At 60.6% G+C, this 17,837-nt stretch carries 14 protein-coding genes; 10 read left to right on the plus strand and 4 right to left on the minus strand.

What is annotated here, in order from left to right:
• The first annotated feature begins 231 nt into the window (after positions 1-231).
• The 6 genes from gcvH (at position 232) to HX803_RS28305 (ending at position 7,364) form a co-directional block, all read left to right on the plus strand.
• Positions 232-615, plus strand: a complete 384-nt coding sequence (gene gcvH / locus HX803_RS28280) for a glycine cleavage system protein GcvH (protein ID WP_056858590.1) — start codon at positions 232-234, stop codon at positions 613-615.
• Between the two features lie 10 nt (positions 616-625).
• A complete protein-coding gene (gcvP, locus tag HX803_RS28285; protein WP_178925335.1) occupies positions 626-3,463 on the plus strand; it encodes an aminomethyl-transferring glycine dehydrogenase in 2,838 nt (945 codons plus the stop codon).
• Between the two features lie 170 nt (positions 3,464-3,633).
• Positions 3,634-5,010, plus strand: coding sequence for an L-serine ammonia-lyase (locus tag HX803_RS28290; RefSeq protein WP_178925338.1), 1,377 nt, complete (start codon positions 3,634-3,636; stop codon positions 5,008-5,010).
• Positions 5,011-5,049: 39 nt separating this feature from the next.
• Positions 5,050-6,174 (plus strand): glycine cleavage system aminomethyltransferase GcvT, encoded by a 1,125-nt coding sequence (gcvT, locus tag HX803_RS28295; protein WP_178925340.1) that lies wholly within the window; start codon positions 5,050-5,052, stop codon positions 6,172-6,174.
• Between the two features lie 394 nt (positions 6,175-6,568).
• The gene (locus tag HX803_RS28300; protein WP_003316897.1) at positions 6,569-6,781 is read left to right on the plus strand and encodes a cold-shock protein; all 213 of its coding nucleotides are present in this window, start codon (positions 6,569-6,571) and stop codon (positions 6,779-6,781) included.
• Positions 6,782-6,875: 94 nt separating this feature from the next.
• Positions 6,876-7,364 (plus strand): RDD family protein, encoded by a 489-nt coding sequence (locus HX803_RS28305; protein WP_178925342.1) that lies wholly within the window; start codon positions 6,876-6,878, stop codon positions 7,362-7,364.
• Positions 7,365-7,499: 135 nt separating this feature from the next.
• On the opposite strand, the gene nadA is transcribed toward HX803_RS28305, so the two are convergent.
• Positions 7,500-8,558 carry a quinolinate synthase NadA gene (nadA, locus tag HX803_RS28310; RefSeq protein WP_178925344.1) on the minus strand — a complete coding sequence of 353 codons (1,059 nt, stop codon included), beginning with the start codon at positions 8,556-8,558 and terminating at the stop codon, positions 7,500-7,502.
• A gap of 416 nt (positions 8,559-8,974) precedes the next feature.
• Between nadA and HX803_RS28315 the strand changes: the two genes are divergently transcribed.
• Positions 8,975-9,604: a response regulator transcription factor gene (locus tag HX803_RS28315; protein WP_178925346.1), complete on the plus strand. Its 630-nt coding sequence runs from the start codon at positions 8,975-8,977 to the stop codon at positions 9,602-9,604.
• Between the two features lie 150 nt (positions 9,605-9,754).
• Positions 9,755-10,129 (plus strand): cell wall hydrolase, encoded by a 375-nt coding sequence (locus HX803_RS28320; RefSeq protein ID WP_178925347.1) that lies wholly within the window; start codon positions 9,755-9,757, stop codon positions 10,127-10,129.
• 21 nt (positions 10,130-10,150) lie between these two features.
• On the opposite strand, the gene HX803_RS28325 is transcribed toward HX803_RS28320, so the two are convergent.
• Positions 10,151-10,840, minus strand: coding sequence for a response regulator transcription factor (locus HX803_RS28325; protein WP_178925349.1), 690 nt, complete (start codon positions 10,838-10,840; stop codon positions 10,151-10,153).
• Positions 10,841-11,307: 467 nt separating this feature from the next.
• On the opposite strand from HX803_RS28325, the gene HX803_RS28330 reads away from it, so the two are divergent.
• Complete coding sequence (locus tag HX803_RS28330) at positions 11,308-13,686, plus strand: transporter substrate-binding domain-containing protein (RefSeq protein WP_178925351.1); 2,379 nt, start codon at positions 11,308-11,310, stop codon at positions 13,684-13,686.
• Positions 13,683-14,927 carry an ATP-binding protein gene (locus HX803_RS28335; RefSeq protein ID WP_178925353.1) on the plus strand — a complete coding sequence of 415 codons (1,245 nt, stop codon included), beginning with the start codon at positions 13,683-13,685 and terminating at the stop codon, positions 14,925-14,927. Before HX803_RS28330 ends, HX803_RS28335 begins: the two co-directional genes overlap by 4 nt.
• 15 nt (positions 14,928-14,942) lie before the next feature.
• Here HX803_RS28335 and HX803_RS28340 read toward each other — a convergent pair whose 3' ends face one another.
• Both HX803_RS28340 and HX803_RS28345 read right to left on the minus strand, forming a co-directional pair.
• Positions 14,943-16,217: a tetratricopeptide repeat protein gene (locus HX803_RS28340; RefSeq protein ID WP_178925355.1), complete on the minus strand. Its 1,275-nt coding sequence runs from the start codon at positions 16,215-16,217 to the stop codon at positions 14,943-14,945.
• On the minus strand, positions 16,214-17,837 hold a 1,624-nt coding region (locus tag HX803_RS28345), incomplete at its 5' end, for a TolC family protein (protein ID WP_256732958.1). The genes HX803_RS28340 and HX803_RS28345, both read right to left, overlap by 4 nt.

The raw sequence follows: 17,837 nt of genomic DNA on the forward strand, positions 1-17,837 counted from the left end.
TATCGCTACAACCCTGTTTTTTGCGCGCCATGCAAGGCTTTGATCCACATAGGCTTTTTTTCTTGCGCCTGACTGTAGCGAAATCGCTACACCCAAACCGCATAACGCTATCACCTATTTCTCTAAGTTATTGTTTTGTAACGTTTTAAAAACCTTGGCCGCGATTTTGCTAAGCAACTCCCCATTATTCCAATCCCGTCCACCAGACGAATCTGGCCCCGAGGAGTTTCCATGAGCGAGTTGCGTTTCACTGAAGATCACGAATGGCTGCGCGCCGAAGCCGACGGCAGCGTCACCGTGGGTATCACCGCTTTCGCGCAGAACGCGCTGGGTGATGTGGTTTTCGTGCAACTGCCGGAGTTGCAGGCCTATGACAAAGGCGCCGAAGCCTCCACCGTGGAATCGGTCAAGGCCGCCAGCGGCGTGTACATGCCCCTGACCGGTGAAGTGCTGGAAGTGAACGACGCACTCAGCGACAGCCCGGAACTGGTCAACGAAGACCCGATGGGTGAAGGCTGGTTCTTCCGCTTTAAACCGGCCGATGCCGAAGCGGTAGCTAAACTGTTGGATCAGGACGCGTACGACCGCCTGATCAAAGCCAACGCTGAAGCCTGAGGAGCGCGCCATGACTGTTCAACTGACCACCGCCAATGAATTCATCGCCCGCCACATCGGCCCGCGCGCGGAAGACGAGCAGCACATGCTCGCCAGCCTGGGCTTTGACTCCCTGGAAGCCCTGAGCGCCAGCGTGATCCCGGAAAGCATCAAGGGCACCAGCGTGCTGGGCTTGGAAGACGGCCTGAGCGAAGCCGAGGCCCTGGCCAAGATCAAGGCCATCGCCGGCAAGAACCAACTGTTCAAGACCTACATCGGCCAGGGCTACTACAACTGCCACACGCCGTCGCCGATCCTGCGCAATCTGCTGGAAAATCCGGCCTGGTACACCGCCTACACCCCATACCAGCCAGAAATCTCCCAAGGCCGCCTGGAAGCGCTGCTGAACTTCCAGACCCTGATCAGCGACCTCACCGGCCTGCCGATCGCCAACGCCTCCCTGCTCGACGAAGCCACCGCTGCCGCCGAAGCCATGACCTTCTGCAAACGCCTGAGCAAGAACAAGGGCAGCAACGCTTTCTTCGCCTCGGTCCACAGCCACCCGCAAACCCTCGACGTGCTGCGCACCCGTGCCGAGCCGCTGGGCATCGACGTGGTGGTGGGCGATGAGCGCGAACTGACTGACGTCAGCCCGTTCTTCGGCGCCCTGCTGCAATACCCGGCGAGCAACGGCGACGTGTTCGACTACCGCGCACTCACCGAACGCTTCCACGCCGCCAACGCCCTGGTGGCCGTGGCCGCCGACCTGCTGGCCCTGACCCTGCTGACCCCGCCGGGTGAGTTCGGCGCCGACGTGGCCATCGGCAGCGCACAACGCTTCGGCGTGCCGCTGGGCTTCGGTGGCCCGCACGCGGCGTACTTCTCCACCAAGGATGCATTCAAGCGCGACATGCCGGGCCGTCTGGTCGGTGTGTCGGTCGACCGTTTCGGCAAGCCGGCCCTGCGCCTGGCCATGCAGACCCGCGAGCAACATATCCGCCGCGAGAAAGCCACGTCGAACATCTGCACCGCACAGGTGCTGCTGGCCAACATCGCCAGCATGTACGCCGTGTACCACGGCCCCAAAGGCCTGACCCAGATCGCCCAGCGTGTACATCAGCTGACCGCGATCCTGGCCAAGGGCCTGACCACCCTGGGCCAGAAGGTCGAGCAGGAACACTTCTTCGACACCCTGACCCTCAACACCGGCGCCAACACGGCCGCCCTGCACGACAAGGCCCGTGCCCAGCGCATCAACCTGCGTGTAGTCGACGGTGAGCGCCTGGGTGTCTCGGTGGACGAAACCACCACCCAGGCCGACATTGAAACCTTGTGGGCGATCTTTGCCGACGGCAAGGCCCTGCCAGCTTTCACCCAAACTGAAAGCACGCTGCCAGCCGCCCTGCTGCGCCAGTCGCCTGTGCTCAGCCACCCGGTGTTCAACCGTTATCACTCCGAAACCGAGCTGATGCGCTACCTGCGCAAGCTGGCCGACAAGGACCTGGCGCTGGACCGCACCATGATCCCGCTGGGCTCGTGCACCATGAAGCTCAACGCCGCCAGCGAAATGATCCCGGTGACCTGGGCCGAGTTCGGCGCCCTGCACCCGTTCGCCCCGGCTGAGCAAAGCGCCGGCTACCTGGAGCTGACCTCCGACCTGGAGGCCATGCTCTGCGCGGCCACCGGTTACGACGCGATCTCCCTGCAGCCGAACGCCGGTTCCCAGGGTGAGTACGCAGGCCTCCTGGCCATCCGTGCCTACCACCAGAGCCGTGGCGATGAGCGCCGCGACATCTGCCTGATCCCGTCGTCGGCCCACGGCACCAACCCGGCGACCGCCAACATGGCCGGCATGCGCGTAGTCGTCACCGCCTGCGATGCGCGCGGCAACGTCGACATCGAAGACCTGCGCGCCAAGGCCATCGAGCACCGCGATCACCTGGCGGCGCTGATGATCACCTACCCGTCCACCCACGGCGTGTTCGAGGAAGGCATCCGCGAAATCTGCGGGATCATCCACGACAACGGCGGCCAGGTGTACATCGACGGCGCCAACATGAACGCCATGGTCGGCCTGTGCGCACCAGGCAAGTTCGGCGGCGACGTGTCCCACTTGAACCTGCACAAGACCTTCTGCATCCCACACGGCGGTGGCGGCCCGGGCGTTGGCCCGATTGGCGTCAAGTCGCACCTCACGCCGTTCCTGCCCGGCCACGCGGCCATGGAACGCAAGGAAGGCGCGGTGTGCGCGGCACCGTTCGGCAGCGCGAGCATCCTGCCGATCACCTGGATGTACATCAGCATGATGGGCGGCGCAGGCCTCAAGCGCGCTTCGCAGCTGGCGATCCTGAATGCCAACTACATTTCCCGTCGCCTGGAAGAGCACTACCCTGTGCTCTACACCGGCAGCAACGGCCTGGTGGCGCACGAATGCATCCTTGACCTGCGCCCGTTGAAAGACAGCAGCGGCATCAGCGTGGACGACGTGGCCAAGCGCCTGATCGACTTCGGTTTCCATGCGCCGACCATGTCGTTCCCGGTGGCCGGCACCTTGATGATCGAGCCGACCGAAAGTGAATCCAAGGAAGAGCTGGACCGCTTCTGCAACGCCATGATCGCGATCCGCGAAGAAATCCGCGCGGTGGAAAACGGCACCTTGGACAAGGACGACAACCCCCTGAAAAACGCCCCGCACACCGCTGCAGAACTGGTGAGCGAGTGGACACACCCCTACACCCGCGAGCAGGCGGTGTACCCAGTGCCATCGTTGATCGAAGGCAAGTACTGGCCGCCGGTCGGGCGTGTGGACAACGTGTTTGGTGATCGCAACCTGGTGTGCGCTTGCCCGTCGATCGAGAGCTACGCGTAACCGACTGACGGAACACGGTCCAATGTGGGAGCTGGCTTGCCTGCGATAGCGGTGTATCAGACACAGAAATGTTGCCTGACCCACTGCCATCGCGGGCAAGCCCGGCTCCCACATTGACCGAGATCAACCACAAGATTTTCGCCCAATAATAAGAAACCGGAGAACAACTCATGTCTTTAAGCGTGTTCGACCTGTTCAAGATTGGCATCGGCCCCTCCAGTTCCCACACCGTCGGCCCGATGCGCGCCGCCGCTCGATTTGTCGAGGGCCTCAAGCGCGACAACCTGTTGAGCGCCGCCGCCTGCGTCAAGGTGGAACTCTATGGCTCGCTGGGCGCCACCGGTAAAGGCCACGGCAGCGACAAGGCCGTGTTGCTGGGCCTGGAAGGCGAACACCCGGACACCGTGAATACCGAAACCGTCGCCGCTCGCCTGGCGCAGATGCGCAAGGACGGCCGCCTCAATTTACTCGGTGAACACAGCATTGCGTTCAACGAGAAAGAACACCTGGCGATGATTCGCAAACCCCTCGCCTACCATCCCAACGGCATGATTTTCCGCGCCTTCGACGCCGCCAATATCCAGATCCGCAGCCGCGAGTATTACTCGGTGGGTGGGGGTTTTGTGGTGGATGAGGACGCCGCCGGCGCCGACCGCATTGTCGAAGACGCCACGCCCCTGACCTTTCCGTTCAAGCACGGCAAAGACTTGCTCAACCATTGCACCACTTACGGGCTGTCCATCAGCCAGGTCATGTTGACCAACGAAAGTGCGTGGCGCCCGGAAGCGGAAACCCGCGCCGGCTTGCTCAAGATCTGGCAAGTGATGCAGGACTGTGTGGACGCGGGCTGTCGCAATGAAGGGATCTTGCCGGGCGGCTTGAAGGTCAAGCGGCGTGCAGCGGCGTTGCATCGCCAGCTGTGCAAGAACCCGGAGTCATCACTGCGTGATCCGTTGTCGGTGCTGGACTGGGTCAACCTCTACGCCCTGGCCGTCAACGAAGAAAACGCCAACGGCGGGCGCGTGGTCACCGCGCCCACCAATGGTGCGGCCGGGATCGTGCCAGCGGTGCTGCATTACTACATGCGCTTTATCCCGGGCGCGAACGAAGACGGTGTGGTGCGCTTTCTGCTCACCGCTGCCGCCATCGGCATTTTGTACAAGGAGAACGCCTCGATCTCCGGCGCCGAAGTCGGCTGCCAGGGTGAAGTGGGCGTGGCCTGTTCCATGGCGGCCGGTGCGCTGTGTGAAGTCCTGGGCGGCACGGTTTCCCAGGTGGAAAACGCCGCTGAGATCGGCATGGAACACAACCTCGGCCTCACGTGCGATCCGATTGGCGGGCTGGTGCAGGTGCCCTGCATCGAGCGCAATGCCATGGGTTCAGTGAAAGCCATCAATGCGGTGCGCATGGCGTTGCGCGGGGACGGACAGCATTTTGTGTCCCTCGACAAAGTCATCCGCACCATGCGCCAGACCGGCGCCGACATGAAAAGCAAATACAAGGAAACCGCCCGTGGCGGTTTGGCGGTCAACATTATCGAGTGCTGACGCCCCAAGGCGCGCCAGCACGTTTTTCAGGAGCTGAATATGTCCACCGAAACCCTGTTGAAAACCCCGTTGCACGCACTCCACATCGAACTGGGCGCGCGCATGGTGCCCTTCGCCGGCTACGACATGCCGGTGCAATACCCGTTGGGCGTGATGAAGGAACACCTGCACACCCGTGATCAGGCCGGGCTGTTCGACGTGTCTCACATGGGCCAGATCCGCCTCACCGGCGCGAATGCCGCCAAGGCCCTGGAAACCCTGGTGCCGGTCGACATCATCGACCTGCCGGTGGGCATGCAGCGCTACGCGATGTTCACCAACGAACAGGGCGGCATCCTCGACGACCTGATGGTGGCCAACCTGGGCAACGACGAGTTGTTCCTGGTGGTCAACGCCGCCTGCAAAGAGCAGGACCTGGCCCACCTGCGCAAGCACATCGGCGACCAGTGCAGCATCGAGCCGCTGTTTGAAGAGCGTGCACTGCTGGCCCTGCAAGGCCCCGCAGCGGTGAAAGTGCTGGCGCGCCTGGCGCCGGAAGTCACCAAGATGACCTTCATGCAATTCGCCTCCCTGCGCCTGCTGGGCGTGGACTGCTACGTCAGCCGTTCGGGCTACACCGGTGAAGACGGTTTTGAAATCTCGGTGCCCGCCGCCAACGCCGAGAGCCTGGCCCGCAGCCTGCTGGCCGAGACCGAAGTACAGGCCATCGGCCTGGGCGCCCGCGACTCCCTGCGCCTGGAAGCCGGCCTGTGCCTGTATGGCCACGACATGAACACCGACACCACGCCAATCGAAGCCAGCCTGTTGTGGGCGATCTCCAAGGCCCGCCGTACCGATGGCGCGCGCGCTGGCGGGTTCCCGGGCGCCGACCGGATCTTCACCCAGCAACAAGCCGGTGTGAGCCGCAAGCGTGTGGGCCTGCTGCCTCAAGAACGCACCCCGGTGCGTGAAGGCGCAGAAATCGTCGATGAACACGGCACCGTGATCGGCACCGTGTGCAGCGGCGGTTTTGGCCCGACGCTGGGCGGCCCGCTGGCCATGGGTTACCTGGACAGCGCGTTCATCGCACTGGACACCGAAGTGTCTGCGTTGGTACGTGGGAAAAAGGTGCCACTACGTGTAAGTAAAATGCCATTTGTGCCGCAACGTTACTACCGTGGCTGAGTGACTGTTTCTATAAGTAACGCGGTTGCGTTAACGTGCACTAAACTGTAACGCAACCGCCATAAAACAGTGCATTGACGATAGTCAATGCACTTGGGAATAACCTATAACAAGTGATCAACTCTATCGAATAAGTGGGATCCACATTGTTGACCAAACTGTCACAAAGCCAAGCAAAACCTGGGCTTTGGGCAGGGCTTGTTTTTTCTCCTTTAGTTGGCGTAGAGTTTGCTCACTGTGTTTGCATGGGTCGCTTTGAACCTGGACCTGGGCAGTAGCTGAAGTAGTTGTGCTACAACCCGTTCGATGTCTCTTACTTTCCTGCAACTCAGCCCAGTACTCTTTCATGCGAAAGGGGCTGTCATTAATTTTTAGCGTCAAAGGAAAGAAGAAAATGGCTGAACGTCAGAGCGGTACCGTCAAGTGGTTTAACGACGAGAAAGGGTTTGGTTTTATCACTCCAGAAAGCGGTCCGGATCTGTTCGTCCATTTCCGCGCTATTCAGGGCAACGGCTTCAAGAGCCTGAAAGAAGGCCAGAAAGTGACCTTCATCGCCGTGCAGGGCCAGAAAGGCATGCAGGCTGACGAAGTACAAGCAGAAGGCTGATCCTTCCTGCGACAAAAAGCCCCTGATGGTGACATCAGGGGCTTTTTTATGCGCGTTTGTTCGTAGAATGGCTTTTTATTCAGAGAGCCCTGCCATGTCCAAACCCCTGCTCAATCCCCAGGGCGCGTTCCCCGCCGTTGGCCTTGGCCGGCGTCTGGCGGCCATGTTCTATGACTTCCTGCTGTGCACCGCCCTGCTGATTGTCACCGCATTCCTCTACAAGCTGGTGTGGATGGCGTTTATCGGCGAGGCCAAGATGCGTACGCTGACCGAGTCCGGGGCACTGGACGGCGACCCATTGCTGTCGACGATCCTGTTCTTTGTGCTGTTTGGTTTCTTTGCCAAGTTCTGGACCCATTCGGGCCAAACCCTGGGCATGCAGGTGTGGGGCGTGCGCGTACAGAACGCCGACGGTTCGCGCATCAGCCTGTGGCAAGCGCTGCTGCGCTTTGTGGTGGCGATTGCGTCGTGGCTGTGCGTGGGGCTGGGGTTTTTCTGGTCGCTGTTTGATAAGCGCAAGCGCAGCTGGCATGACATCTACTCGGACACGCAGCTGGTGCACATTCCCAAGCAGAAGAAGTAATCCAGGCTGGCGAAAATCCAAATGTGGGAGCGGGCTTGCTCGCGAAGGCGCTGTGTCAGTCGATACATTCATTGACTGATGCACCGCATTCGCGAGCAAGCCCGCTCCCACATTTTTAATTGTGCCCGCTCTGGATCAGGCGTTGCCGGCGAGTTTCAGTCGGGCAGCCTGGGTGAAGTCGAGCATGCGCTTGAGCGGGCGCACCGCGTGCGGGATCACCGAAGGCTCCACGAAGATCTCGTTACTGCCCTCGCGCAGGCACTGCAACGTGCGCTCCAGCGTGTTCATCGCCATCCACGGGCAGTGTGCACAACTACGGCAAGCGGCGCCGTTGCCGGCGGTAGGCGCTTCGACGAAGACCTTGTCCGGGCACAGCTGCTGCATCTTGTAGAAGATGCCGCGGTCAGTGGCCACGATGAAGGTCTTGTTCGGCAAGCGCTGCGCCGCAGCAATCAGCTGGCTGGTGGAGCCGACCGCGTCCGCCAGCTCGATCACCGAGGTCGGCGACTCCGGGTGCACCAGAATCGCAGCGTCCGGGTACAGGGCCTTCATGTCCTCCAGTTGCTTGGACTTGAACTCTTCGTGGACGATGCACGCGCCGTCCCACAGCAGCATATCGGCACCGGTCTGGCGCTGGATGTAGGTGCCCAGGTGCTTGTCCGGGCCCCAGATGATCGTCTCACCGTTGTCCATCAGGCTCTCGACGATTTCCAGTGCGCAGCTGGAGGTCACCACCCAATCGGCACGGGCTTTGACCGCCGCCGAGGTGTTGGCGTACACCACTACGGTGCGCTCGGGATGCTGGTCGCAGAACGCCGAAAACTCATCCACCGGGCAGCCAAGGTCCAGGGAGCACGTGGCCTCCAGGGTGGGCATGAGGATGCGTTTTTCGGGGGTGAGGATCTTGGCGGTCTCCCCCATGAAACGCACGCCGGCCACCAAAACGGTCTTGGCCGGGTGGGCAGCGCCAAAGCGTGCCATTTCGAGGGAGTCGGAGACACAGCCCCCGGTTTCTTCGGCCAAGGCCTGAATCACCGGGTCGCAATAGAAGTGGGCGACCAGCACCGCGTCTTGAGCCTTGAGCTCGGCAGCGATGGCGGCGCGCAGGCTCGCCTCTTCTTCGATGCTCAGGGCCTTGGGCTGCTTGGCATCGAGGTGGGCTTGAACCAGAAGGCGTTCGGAAATGTGCGTCATGTTCGCAAGACCTGCAGGCGCAGTTGCGCGAAAGTCGAGTGTACCACCGGCTCTGGAGCCCTTCGGGCGCCGCCGGACGAAGTGATTGTGTTCATCAAGCACGGGTGAAGCTGCGCAAGGCTACAGAATATCGAGTGGATTCAAAAGCCTGAAGGTGCGTTACAGAGACCGGAGCGGACGGCCGCGCAGGATCAACCGCAGACCTTGACGGGGCTCAATAGCGCTCTTGTGCAAAACACACCCGCTCTACGACATAACAGAAACCTCTCAACGTTTATAAACATTTAAACCCCATGCCCCTCAACTCATACAGGAAAATTAAATTTAAGACTTGTCTCAAAAAACCCCTGATAAATTGCCAATCTCGTAAGTAACGGTAAGAATTGCCGCAACTCAATTCATGCACGAGCCACGCAGTGAATAACAGAACCGTCATCGCCGACAATCATCCGATCATCCGCTTGGGTCTTCGAAAAACGCTTAACGATAGCGGTTATAACGTTGTCGGCGAAGCCAACTCTGCGCACGCCGTATTGAAACTTTGCACGTCACTGCGCCCTGGCTTTTTACTGCTGGATGTCGCACAGCCTGAATTGGATGGTTTGCACTTGATCAGGCAGTTGGCACTGCAAAGTCTTCCCACAAAGATAGTGGTATTCACGAGCCTGGTATCCAGCACCATTACCGAGCGCTGTATGGCAGAGGGTGCACACGGCCTGGTCTACAAGCATGAAGAGGCGTCCCGGCTGATCGACTCTATCCGCACAATCGAGACGGGATACAACTATTTCCCGAATAAGGGGGCAGCCACCACTGATCAGGAATATGACACTCAAAGGGATGAAAAACTATTGAGTTCACTGTCCCTTCGAGAACTGAACATTCTGCAGAGGCTGTCCTGGGGGCAAACACAAAAATCCATTGCCGAGAGCATGTGCTTGAGCAGTAAGACCATCAGCACTTACAAAGCCAGGCTGTCCTTAAAGTTGAACGCCAATACCACCGTTGAACTGTATGAAATAGCCAAGCGCAATGGACTGTCCTGAAACACTAACACCCGCACCAGCGTTTTATTCAACACACATTCCATTATCAACTTCAACATCAGCACTATCCACCTGTAAGAGATATGCGTGCACGCTCGCACACTGTTTATATCAAGTTCAAGGAGGTTGGATTGCAATAGAGGTCTACCGATGAACACGGCCAACACACTCTTGTGTTTAGCATTAAATATTTACCACGAGGCCCGTGGAGAGCCCGAATACGGCCAAATCGCGGTAGCGTCCGTCACCATGAACCGCGCCGGCTGGCAAACCGAAAACATTTGCAGGGAGGTATACCGGGAACGGCAGTTTTCCTGGACGCACTCCAATGCCCAGCGCCAACCGATGGAAGAAAAGGCCTGGCGCAAGGCCAAGACCCTCGCGGCACAAGTGCTTAACGGGGAACACAAGGACCCCACTGACGGCGCCACACACTTCCATGCTTCAAGCATCAAACCCTATTGGAGTCGATCCTTTCAGAAAAAAATGCGTATCGGCCGGCATATTTTCTACGCGGAGAAATAACCACCGGGCGAGCGGGCGGCTTCAAATGTCCTTGAGGTGCAGGTGTAATTTGAACAGTTCCGTATCGGTGCGCACATTCAGTTTGCGCAGTGCGGCCTGTTTCTGACCACTGATCGTCTTGCGGCTGCGCAGGAACTTGACCGCGATTTGCGAGACGGACATCCCCTCAAGGCAGCAACGCAGCACTTCACGTTCCTTGGGCGACAACGCAGGGTAGTTGACCAGTTGTTCAGGGCCCGAATCGCCTTCCTCACCCGAAGCAGCAGGCGTTTCAGGGGTTGAATCCAACTCTGATGCCATGGCCGGCGAAAGGTACAAACGGTCCAGTGCCACGGTGCGTATCGCACGCACCAGGTGCTCAGGGTTCTGTGACTTGCCGAAGAAACCGTTGGCACCCGCGCGTATGGCCATGTTGACCGTCGCCGGCCGTTCCATGGACGAAAGCACCAGGATGCGCAAGTCAGGGTGATGGCCGCGCAACAGTTGAATCAGGCGCAAGCCGTCGAGTTCACCCTCACTCAATTGGTAATCGAGGATCAGCAGGTCAATGGCCTCTTCACGCAGGGCCTGCAGAAGCTGGTTGCCTTGGGAATACACACCGACGACTTTGATGTCGGACTCGGAGGACAAACGAACCGTCAGTGCGTCACGTATCAACGCATGGTCATCCAGGAGAGCCACCTTGAGCGGTGAAACTACCGACCATCTCATCGTAAAGCCCTCCTGATACATACGAAATTACGCGAATTGCCTGACAGGTCATTCGCCATTGCAAATACACACTATCCTAAGTCTGTGAGAAAAAAAACCAGGGAATTGCGTTTCTGAACGATCGATCTAAAAACTCGAAAAATGCTAACTAACGCCTTGTATTTAAAGTATTTTTTTAAAAACACCAGTCGAGCGGGCGCTGTGTGAAGTTCGTCGATTTCGCGCCAATACAGCGCTCTTCATTTTTCATTCGACAGCGGTACGCGATGAAGCAGCAGCAAGCATTTGCCGCTGGAAAAAATGGTTCACAGGGAGGTCTTGTACAGGGCACGGATGCGGCGACGAAGCTATCTTGACGGGTAATAATTCGTACAAAATAGAATGAAATGTACTACGGACGCTAACCTCTTCCGAGGCGCGCTTCCGAGCGGACTGGATCGTCAATGCTGCCTATTGGACCTGACACCTTGAAGAACTTTAAACGTTTGTTCGCCTGGTTATCGGGCACCCTGGTCTTGCTGATGGCTACCAGCGCCCTGGCGCTGACCCGTGAGCCGGTAACGTTGCTGGTCAACGCCCCCACCAACATTCCTCACGTCGAATTCGATACCCAGACCCGCGCCTGGCTGGCCACCGGCCCCCAAATCAATGTGGCGATCTGGAACGGCGCGCTACCGCCGCTGCACATGGGCTTCGACCAAAGCCAGTTCGAAGGCGTGGCGGCGGACTACCTGGGCGCCATCCGTGCAGCCACCGGGCTGCGCTTGAAGATCTGGCGCTACCCCAGCCCCAAAGAAGCACGGGAAGCGCTGGCCCGAGGCGAAGTGGACCTGCTGGCCCTGCATGACGTCACCCAAGGCCAGGAAGGCGCCCTGACACAATCGCGCCCCTACTTGCTTAATCGCAAGGTCATCGCCCGGCGCATCGGTGAAACTTTGCCGCCGACCACCGACCTGGAAGGCCAGCGCCTGGCCTATGTGGGGGACGACAACGTCGGCGCGGCCCTGCAAGCACAGTACCCCAAAGCCCGGTTGATCCAGTATTCCAACCACCTGATCGGCCTCACCTCACTGGTGTACAACCAGGCGGACGCCATGTGGATGGATGCGATTACGGCGGAGTTCATGATTCGCCTGCTCTACAACAACGATGTGTATATCTCCGGCGACGCCCTCCCCCGCGTCTCGGCCGATATCAATTTCGCGATCAGCGACCGGCAACCGCAGTTGTTGAAGGCGATCAACACCACCCTCGACGCCATCCCGCCCCTGGACATGATGCGCATCACCACACGCTGGGGCTTGAGCAACAACTTTGTCGTGGACCAGCCCCCGCTGGAGCTGGATGCCGCCGAGACGGCCTGGTTGGCCAACCACAAGAGCATCCGGATTCTGGTGGCCGGCGCCTATGCGCCCCTGACGTTCTTTGATGACCATGATGAGTTCCAGGGCCTCAGCGCAGACTTGCTGAAAATCGTCAGCCAACGTACCGGCCTGAAACTGGAGATCGTGCGCAGCAACAGCATTCCCACCATGCTCAAGCAGCTGCAGGACAATCAGGCCGACCTGATCGCCGCCCTCAGCATTGGCGAGGCGCGGCTCAAGCCCGAACAATTCACCCGGCCTTACCTCATCAACCCGTTCGTGCTGGTGACCCGACGCTCGGGCACCACGCTGGACACCCTCGACGCACTCAACGGCAAACGCCTGAGCATTCCCACCGGTAACCCGCTGGCCAACTGGCTGACGCAACACTACCCACAGATCATCCAGGTACCGGTTCCCAATGCCGTGCGCGGCATCGAAATGCTCTCCAAGGGCGACGTCGACGCGGCGGTGCATATCCAGATCGGCGTCGATTACTTCATCAAGCAGCATTTCCAGGATGCCTTGCAGATCAGTGCCGTGATCGGCGAATACCCCGCCCGTATCGCCATGGCGGTCGGTGATGACGACCCGCAGCTCAAGAGCATCATCAACAAGGTGCTCCTGGGCATTCCCCCCGAAGAGCTCAAGACCTTGAGTGACCGCTGGCGCAACCACGCCGCCCCGGCCGTTTCCAGTTCGTGGAACGCCTACAAGGATGACCTCTACCCCATCATTGGCGCGGCCGTGGCCTTTGTCCTGGCGTTCCTGGTGTGGAACTACTACCTGCAGATCCAGATCCGCAAACGGCGCAGTGCCGAACGCGCCCTCAGCGACCAATTGGCGTTCAGCAAGACCTTGATCGACGGCTCCCCTATCGCGCTGTACGTGCGCGACAGGTCGGGGCGCCTGGCCCAGTGCAACCTGGCTTACCTGGAGTTTCTGCACACGACCCAGGAGGACGTCATCGGCAAGACCTTGAGTGAAACCGGGGTCATTTCGCCAGCGCTCAGTGCCCAGTACCAACAGATCTATGCGCAGAGCGAGAAGAGCCAGGAACCGACCTTCGCCGACCTGGACATCGAGATCGACGGCCAGCAGCGCCAGATTTACCACTGGACGCTGCCCTTCCAGAACGCTGCCGGCGAGTTTTCCGGGGTGATCGGTGGCTGGCTCGACATCAGCGAGCGTGAGCAATTGATGGAGCAGTTGCTGCTGGCCAAGGAAGCCGCCGATGATGCCAACGAATCCAAATCGACCTTCCTGGCGAGCATGAGCCATGAAATCCGCACGCCCATCAGTGCGCTGATCGGGCTGATCGAGATGCTGCGGGTACGCGGTGGCACCCCGGAACAGCTGGACGAAAACCTGCGGGTGGCGCACCTCTCCGCGCAGTCGTTGCTGTCACTGATCGGCGACATCCTCGACCTGTCGAAAATCGAAGCCGGCGCGATGCACCCCTTGCATCGCCCACTCACTTGATCGAACTGCTTGAGTCGGTGCACACCCTGTTCGAGGTCAACGCACAGAACAAACACCTGAGCTTCGACCTGCGGGTCGACGCCCATGACCCGCTGGTGATCATCGATTCGTTGATGCTCAACCAGATCATCGCCAACCTGATCAGCAACGCGATCAAGTTTACTGAACAAGGGTCGGTGACGCTGTCGCTCAAGCAATTGCCGGATGACGCCACAACAGGGTTTTGCCGCTATCTGATCGAGGTACGCGACTCGGGCGTGGGCTTGAGCGAGGCCGCGAAAAAAGCCATCTTCGAACCGTTCGTGCAGGTGGGAGCCGGCACCCGCAGCGCGCGCGGCACCGGTTTGGGCCTGAGCATTTGCACACGCCTGGCGGCGTTGCTGGACGCGCGCCTCAGCGTCACCAGCACACTCGGCCAAGGCTCCTGCTTCCAGCTGGAGTTCGCTGCCGAGCGCACCCAACTGGCGCCCGCCTCACAACCGGCACAAGCGCCCGGCACAACGAACCACCGCCTGAATATCCTGGTGGTCGAGGACCACGCGCCCAATCGCTTGTTGCTGTGCCAGCAACTGGAGTTCCTGGGGCACCGCGTGGTGCCTTGCGACGATGGCGAAACCGCCCTGGCCGAATGGAAACAGGCCGACCCGCCCTTCGACCTGACCATCACCGACTGCAATATGCCGCTGATGGATGGCTATGAACTGACCCGCCAGATGCGCAGCCTGGAGCAGGACCGAGCCATGAGCCCGCACCCCATCTTTGGCCTGACGGCCCATGCCCAGTCGCAAGTCATCCAGGACTGCCTGGATGCGGGCATGACCCAGTGCCTGTTCAAACCGACCGGCATCGAGGCCCTGGCCCAGCACATCGGCGCCGTCTCTGCCGAAGCGGCCCGGCGCGCCGGTGCGGCCAGCGCGAGTGGCGGGGAATTACAGAAGCTAAAATTCCTGGCGCCTGAGGCGTACAAGCCCCTGGTCGAGAAATTCATCAGTGCCAGCTACGAAGACCGCGCCAGCTTCAAGGCCCTGTTGAGTACCAACGACACCCGGAAAATCGGCACGCTGACCCACAAAGTCAAAGGCGGCGCCTTCATGGCCGGCGCCAGGCAACTGGTCGAGGCCTGCACGCAGTTGGAAGACCTGCTCGAACAAGATCCGCCCGGGGCTTACCAGCCGCAAGTGGAACGCGTCATGGCGGTGATGCAAACCCTGGAACAACAGTTGTTGGCCGAGATCGCGTAACCCAGGGGCTGGCGGCTAGTCCGTCAGTTCCACCCGCCACTGCCCGGCGCCAAGGGGCGCCGCGACAAAAAACGGCAAGTCCGCCGACCAGTACTTGCCTTGCACTCTCGAGTGATAGCGGCACACTTCCTGGCCGGCCTGATCCAGTACACGCCAGCCCTGGCGCTCACCGCAGGCTTTGGTGCTGTGCCCACGGATCGCCTTGAAGCTCGCATTGCTGCCCACATGAAAACGCTCGGTCTGCCAGCGGATCGGCGCGTGGGCAGGGAGCGGCTGGGCGCCATGAAAATCGAACCAATCATCATGGTTCAACACGCTTTGGCGCAGCATCGGCCACACCTGCTCGCGCAGGAAAATCTGGTCGGCAAAGCGTGTCACGTCAGACTGTTGCGCCAACCAGCGCTGCATCAACGGTTTCAAAGCAGGCAAGCCGCCTCGGCAACCACCCCAAAGCCCCGCCAGAATCAGCTCGGTGTGGGTGAAAGAATCGCGAATGTGGTGAAACCAGTACGGGCTCGCCAACCACTGGTCAATCGCCGCTTGCTCACGCTCGGACAGCAACGAGTCGGCATCGCGGATCAGGTAACGGTCTACCTCTGGGTCATCCACCACCAGAAAACGCCACATCAAAGGATGCACACCGTCGCGCGCCGAACCGCTCATGTCGATCACCTGTGCACCGGCGTCCAGCAGGCGTTGCCGGATCACGGCCGGCACGCTGTCATCCAGGTACACGCGGCAACGCCACGCGGGAAACAACTCCCGGGCCACCTGCACATTGGCGATGGCCGACTCGCAGTAACGCGGGCTGTCACCGAACAAGGTGTAGGCAATGATGTTGCGTTCCGGGGTGCCCGGCTGAAAGGCTGCCGGTGCAGCCGCGCGCGGCCCGGGTTCGACGGCATGGCCATGGCGCGCGTCGGCACGCTCCAGCGAAAGCTTGCCGTAGGCGTGTACATCGTCGCGCAGGCCCAGGTGGCCGCAGACCTCGGCTAACCCATCCAGCCACGTCGCGCTGGCCTGGGCCTGCAAGGCGGGCGGCGCATTGAAGATCCGCAGGTACACCGCGTGTGCCTGGCTGAAATGATTGAGCCGCATCAGGCACAACGCATAATCCGACAATACGCCCATGTGCTGCGGCACGATCTTCAACGCACCTTCGGCCGCGCCGAGCCCGGCACCGTAGTCATTGCGCGCCATCGCCGCCTGGAACGCCTGGGCGCACTGCTGAAACCTCTGGGCCGGGCTGAACGAGGCCCCCACAGAACGTCCTTTTTTGGCCAGGCTCATCGTGCCTCTCCACGCAACCAGGCGCCCAGCGTGCCGGCACCGGCGTACTGGCGCAAAATCGCCTGGTAACCGTCGAACCGGTTGCTGACTTCGCTGACCCGGTTGCCATAGTGATCGGACTCGGCCGACAACACGTCCAGCAGGGTGCGTTTACCCAGGTGGTACCACTGCTCGTAAAACGCCACGCGAATACCGTCCGACTCGTTCGTCAGGCTGCGGTACAACTCGGCACGCTCCAGAAAGGTCTTGGCCTCATGGTTGGCGGTGCGAATGCCGTATTCCAGGTCCAGACGCTGTTGCTCGGCCGTCTGTCGACCGGCTTCAGCGCGCTGCAAGGCCGCGCGTTCCGAGGCGCGGGTGGAGCCGCCCCGGAAGGCGCCCCAGGACAACGACAAATGGGTTTCCCACGGCTGTTCACGGCCCAGGGCATCATCGGCCGTGGACTTGTTGATCACCCAGTTCAACTGCGGCAAGGACGATGCACGCACCACCTTGGCCTGCAATTCGGCAGACTCGGTCTGCTCCCGCGCTTGATTGAGCGAGGGATGGTTATCCACCTTGCCCAACAAGGCATCGAGGTTGGCCAGGCGAATGTTCCACTGCGGGGTGCGCGGAATCGCGATCGGCCGGTCGCCGACCAGTTTGCGCAGGTTGATCTCGGCATCCTTGGCTTTCGTCTCGGCCGCATCGCGTGCCGCCTGGGCCTGCAACATGCGGGACTTGGCCTGGGTCAATTCACTGGCGCGGCCTTTGTCCACAGCGACGATACCGGCCAGCATCTTGACCAGCTCATTCATGCGGTCGACGTACTGCTGGCTGAGGTCGACGATCAGGCGCTGCTTGCCCAGTTCGACAATACGGTTGGTCACGTCGAAGGCCGAGTTTTCCAGCTCGGCCTCAATGGCCGACGCCGCCGCCGCCGACAGGTGCCGACGGCTCTCGATGGTGCTCTGGATACGTCCCCAGTCATACACAGGGGTGACGATACTCAGGTTGATCCCGGTGCTGCTCGAGCTTTCGTTATCCGACGAGCCGCCGAATTTCTTGGAACCGGCAGTGGTGCTCAGGTCGACCTGGGGCCAACGCTGGCCCTTGGCTTCATCGATGTCGGCGTCGGCGGCATACTGCTCGGCCACCGCGGCCTGCACCTTGGGACTGCGCTCGGCAGCGGCGCGCACGGCCCGATACAGAATCTCGCGCAGCTCGAATTCAGACGGGCCCACGGCAGTGACCTGCCGCATCGCTACCGATTCGGATACACCCAGGGTGGCCAAGGCCGAAACCCCCGGCAGCTCGCCGCTGCGCGAAGGCGCCACGTTCACCGTCGAAGGCGCACGCGGCATCGGCTTCGCCACGCTGCCGGCATCCACCTTGGTAAACGACAGCGACTCGCTGCGTGACGACACGGGCCGCGCCGATGGCGTAGATACCGTTGCCGCCGCAGGCTGGAAGGTCACCACCTCGGCGTGACGGGGTTCGGCTTCACGCACCACCGCAGGACGCGGCGGTGGCGTATAAGCCGGTGCCGCTGCGGGCTGAAAAGTCACCACCTCGGTGCGACGCGGTTCGGCTTCACGCACCACCGCAGGACGCGGCGGTGGCGTATAAGCCGGTGTCCCT

The sequence above is a fragment of the Pseudomonas sp. P7548 genome (genome assembly GCF_013386585.1).
GTDB lineage: Bacteria > Pseudomonadota > Gammaproteobacteria > Pseudomonadales > Pseudomonadaceae > Aquipseudomonas.

Bases quoted from the DNA above. Each gene is read 5' to 3' on its own strand.
- gcvH (WP_056858590.1), top strand. From the start codon at position 232: ATGAGCGAGTTGCGTTTCACTGAAGATCACGAATGGCTGCGCGCCGAA.
- gcvP (WP_178925335.1), top strand. From the start codon at position 626: ATGACTGTTCAACTGACCACCGCCAATGAATTCATCGCCCGCCACATC.
- HX803_RS28290 (WP_178925338.1), top strand. From the start codon at position 3,634: ATGTCTTTAAGCGTGTTCGACCTGTTCAAGATTGGCATCGGCCCCTCC.
- gcvT (WP_178925340.1), top strand. From the start codon at position 5,050: ATGTCCACCGAAACCCTGTTGAAAACCCCGTTGCACGCACTCCACATC.
- HX803_RS28300 (WP_003316897.1), top strand. From the start codon at position 6,569: ATGGCTGAACGTCAGAGCGGTACCGTCAAGTGGTTTAACGACGAGAAA.
- HX803_RS28305 (WP_178925342.1), top strand. From the start codon at position 6,876: ATGTCCAAACCCCTGCTCAATCCCCAGGGCGCGTTCCCCGCCGTTGGC.
- nadA (WP_178925344.1), bottom strand. From the start codon at position 8,558: ATGACGCACATTTCCGAACGCCTTCTGGTTCAAGCCCACCTCGATGCC.
- HX803_RS28320 (WP_178925347.1), top strand. From the start codon at position 9,755: ATGAACACGGCCAACACACTCTTGTGTTTAGCATTAAATATTTACCAC.
- HX803_RS28325 (WP_178925349.1), bottom strand. From the start codon at position 10,840: ATGAGATGGTCGGTAGTTTCACCGCTCAAGGTGGCTCTCCTGGATGAC.
- HX803_RS28340 (WP_178925355.1), bottom strand. From the start codon at position 16,217: ATGAGCCTGGCCAAAAAAGGACGTTCTGTGGGGGCCTCGTTCAGCCCG.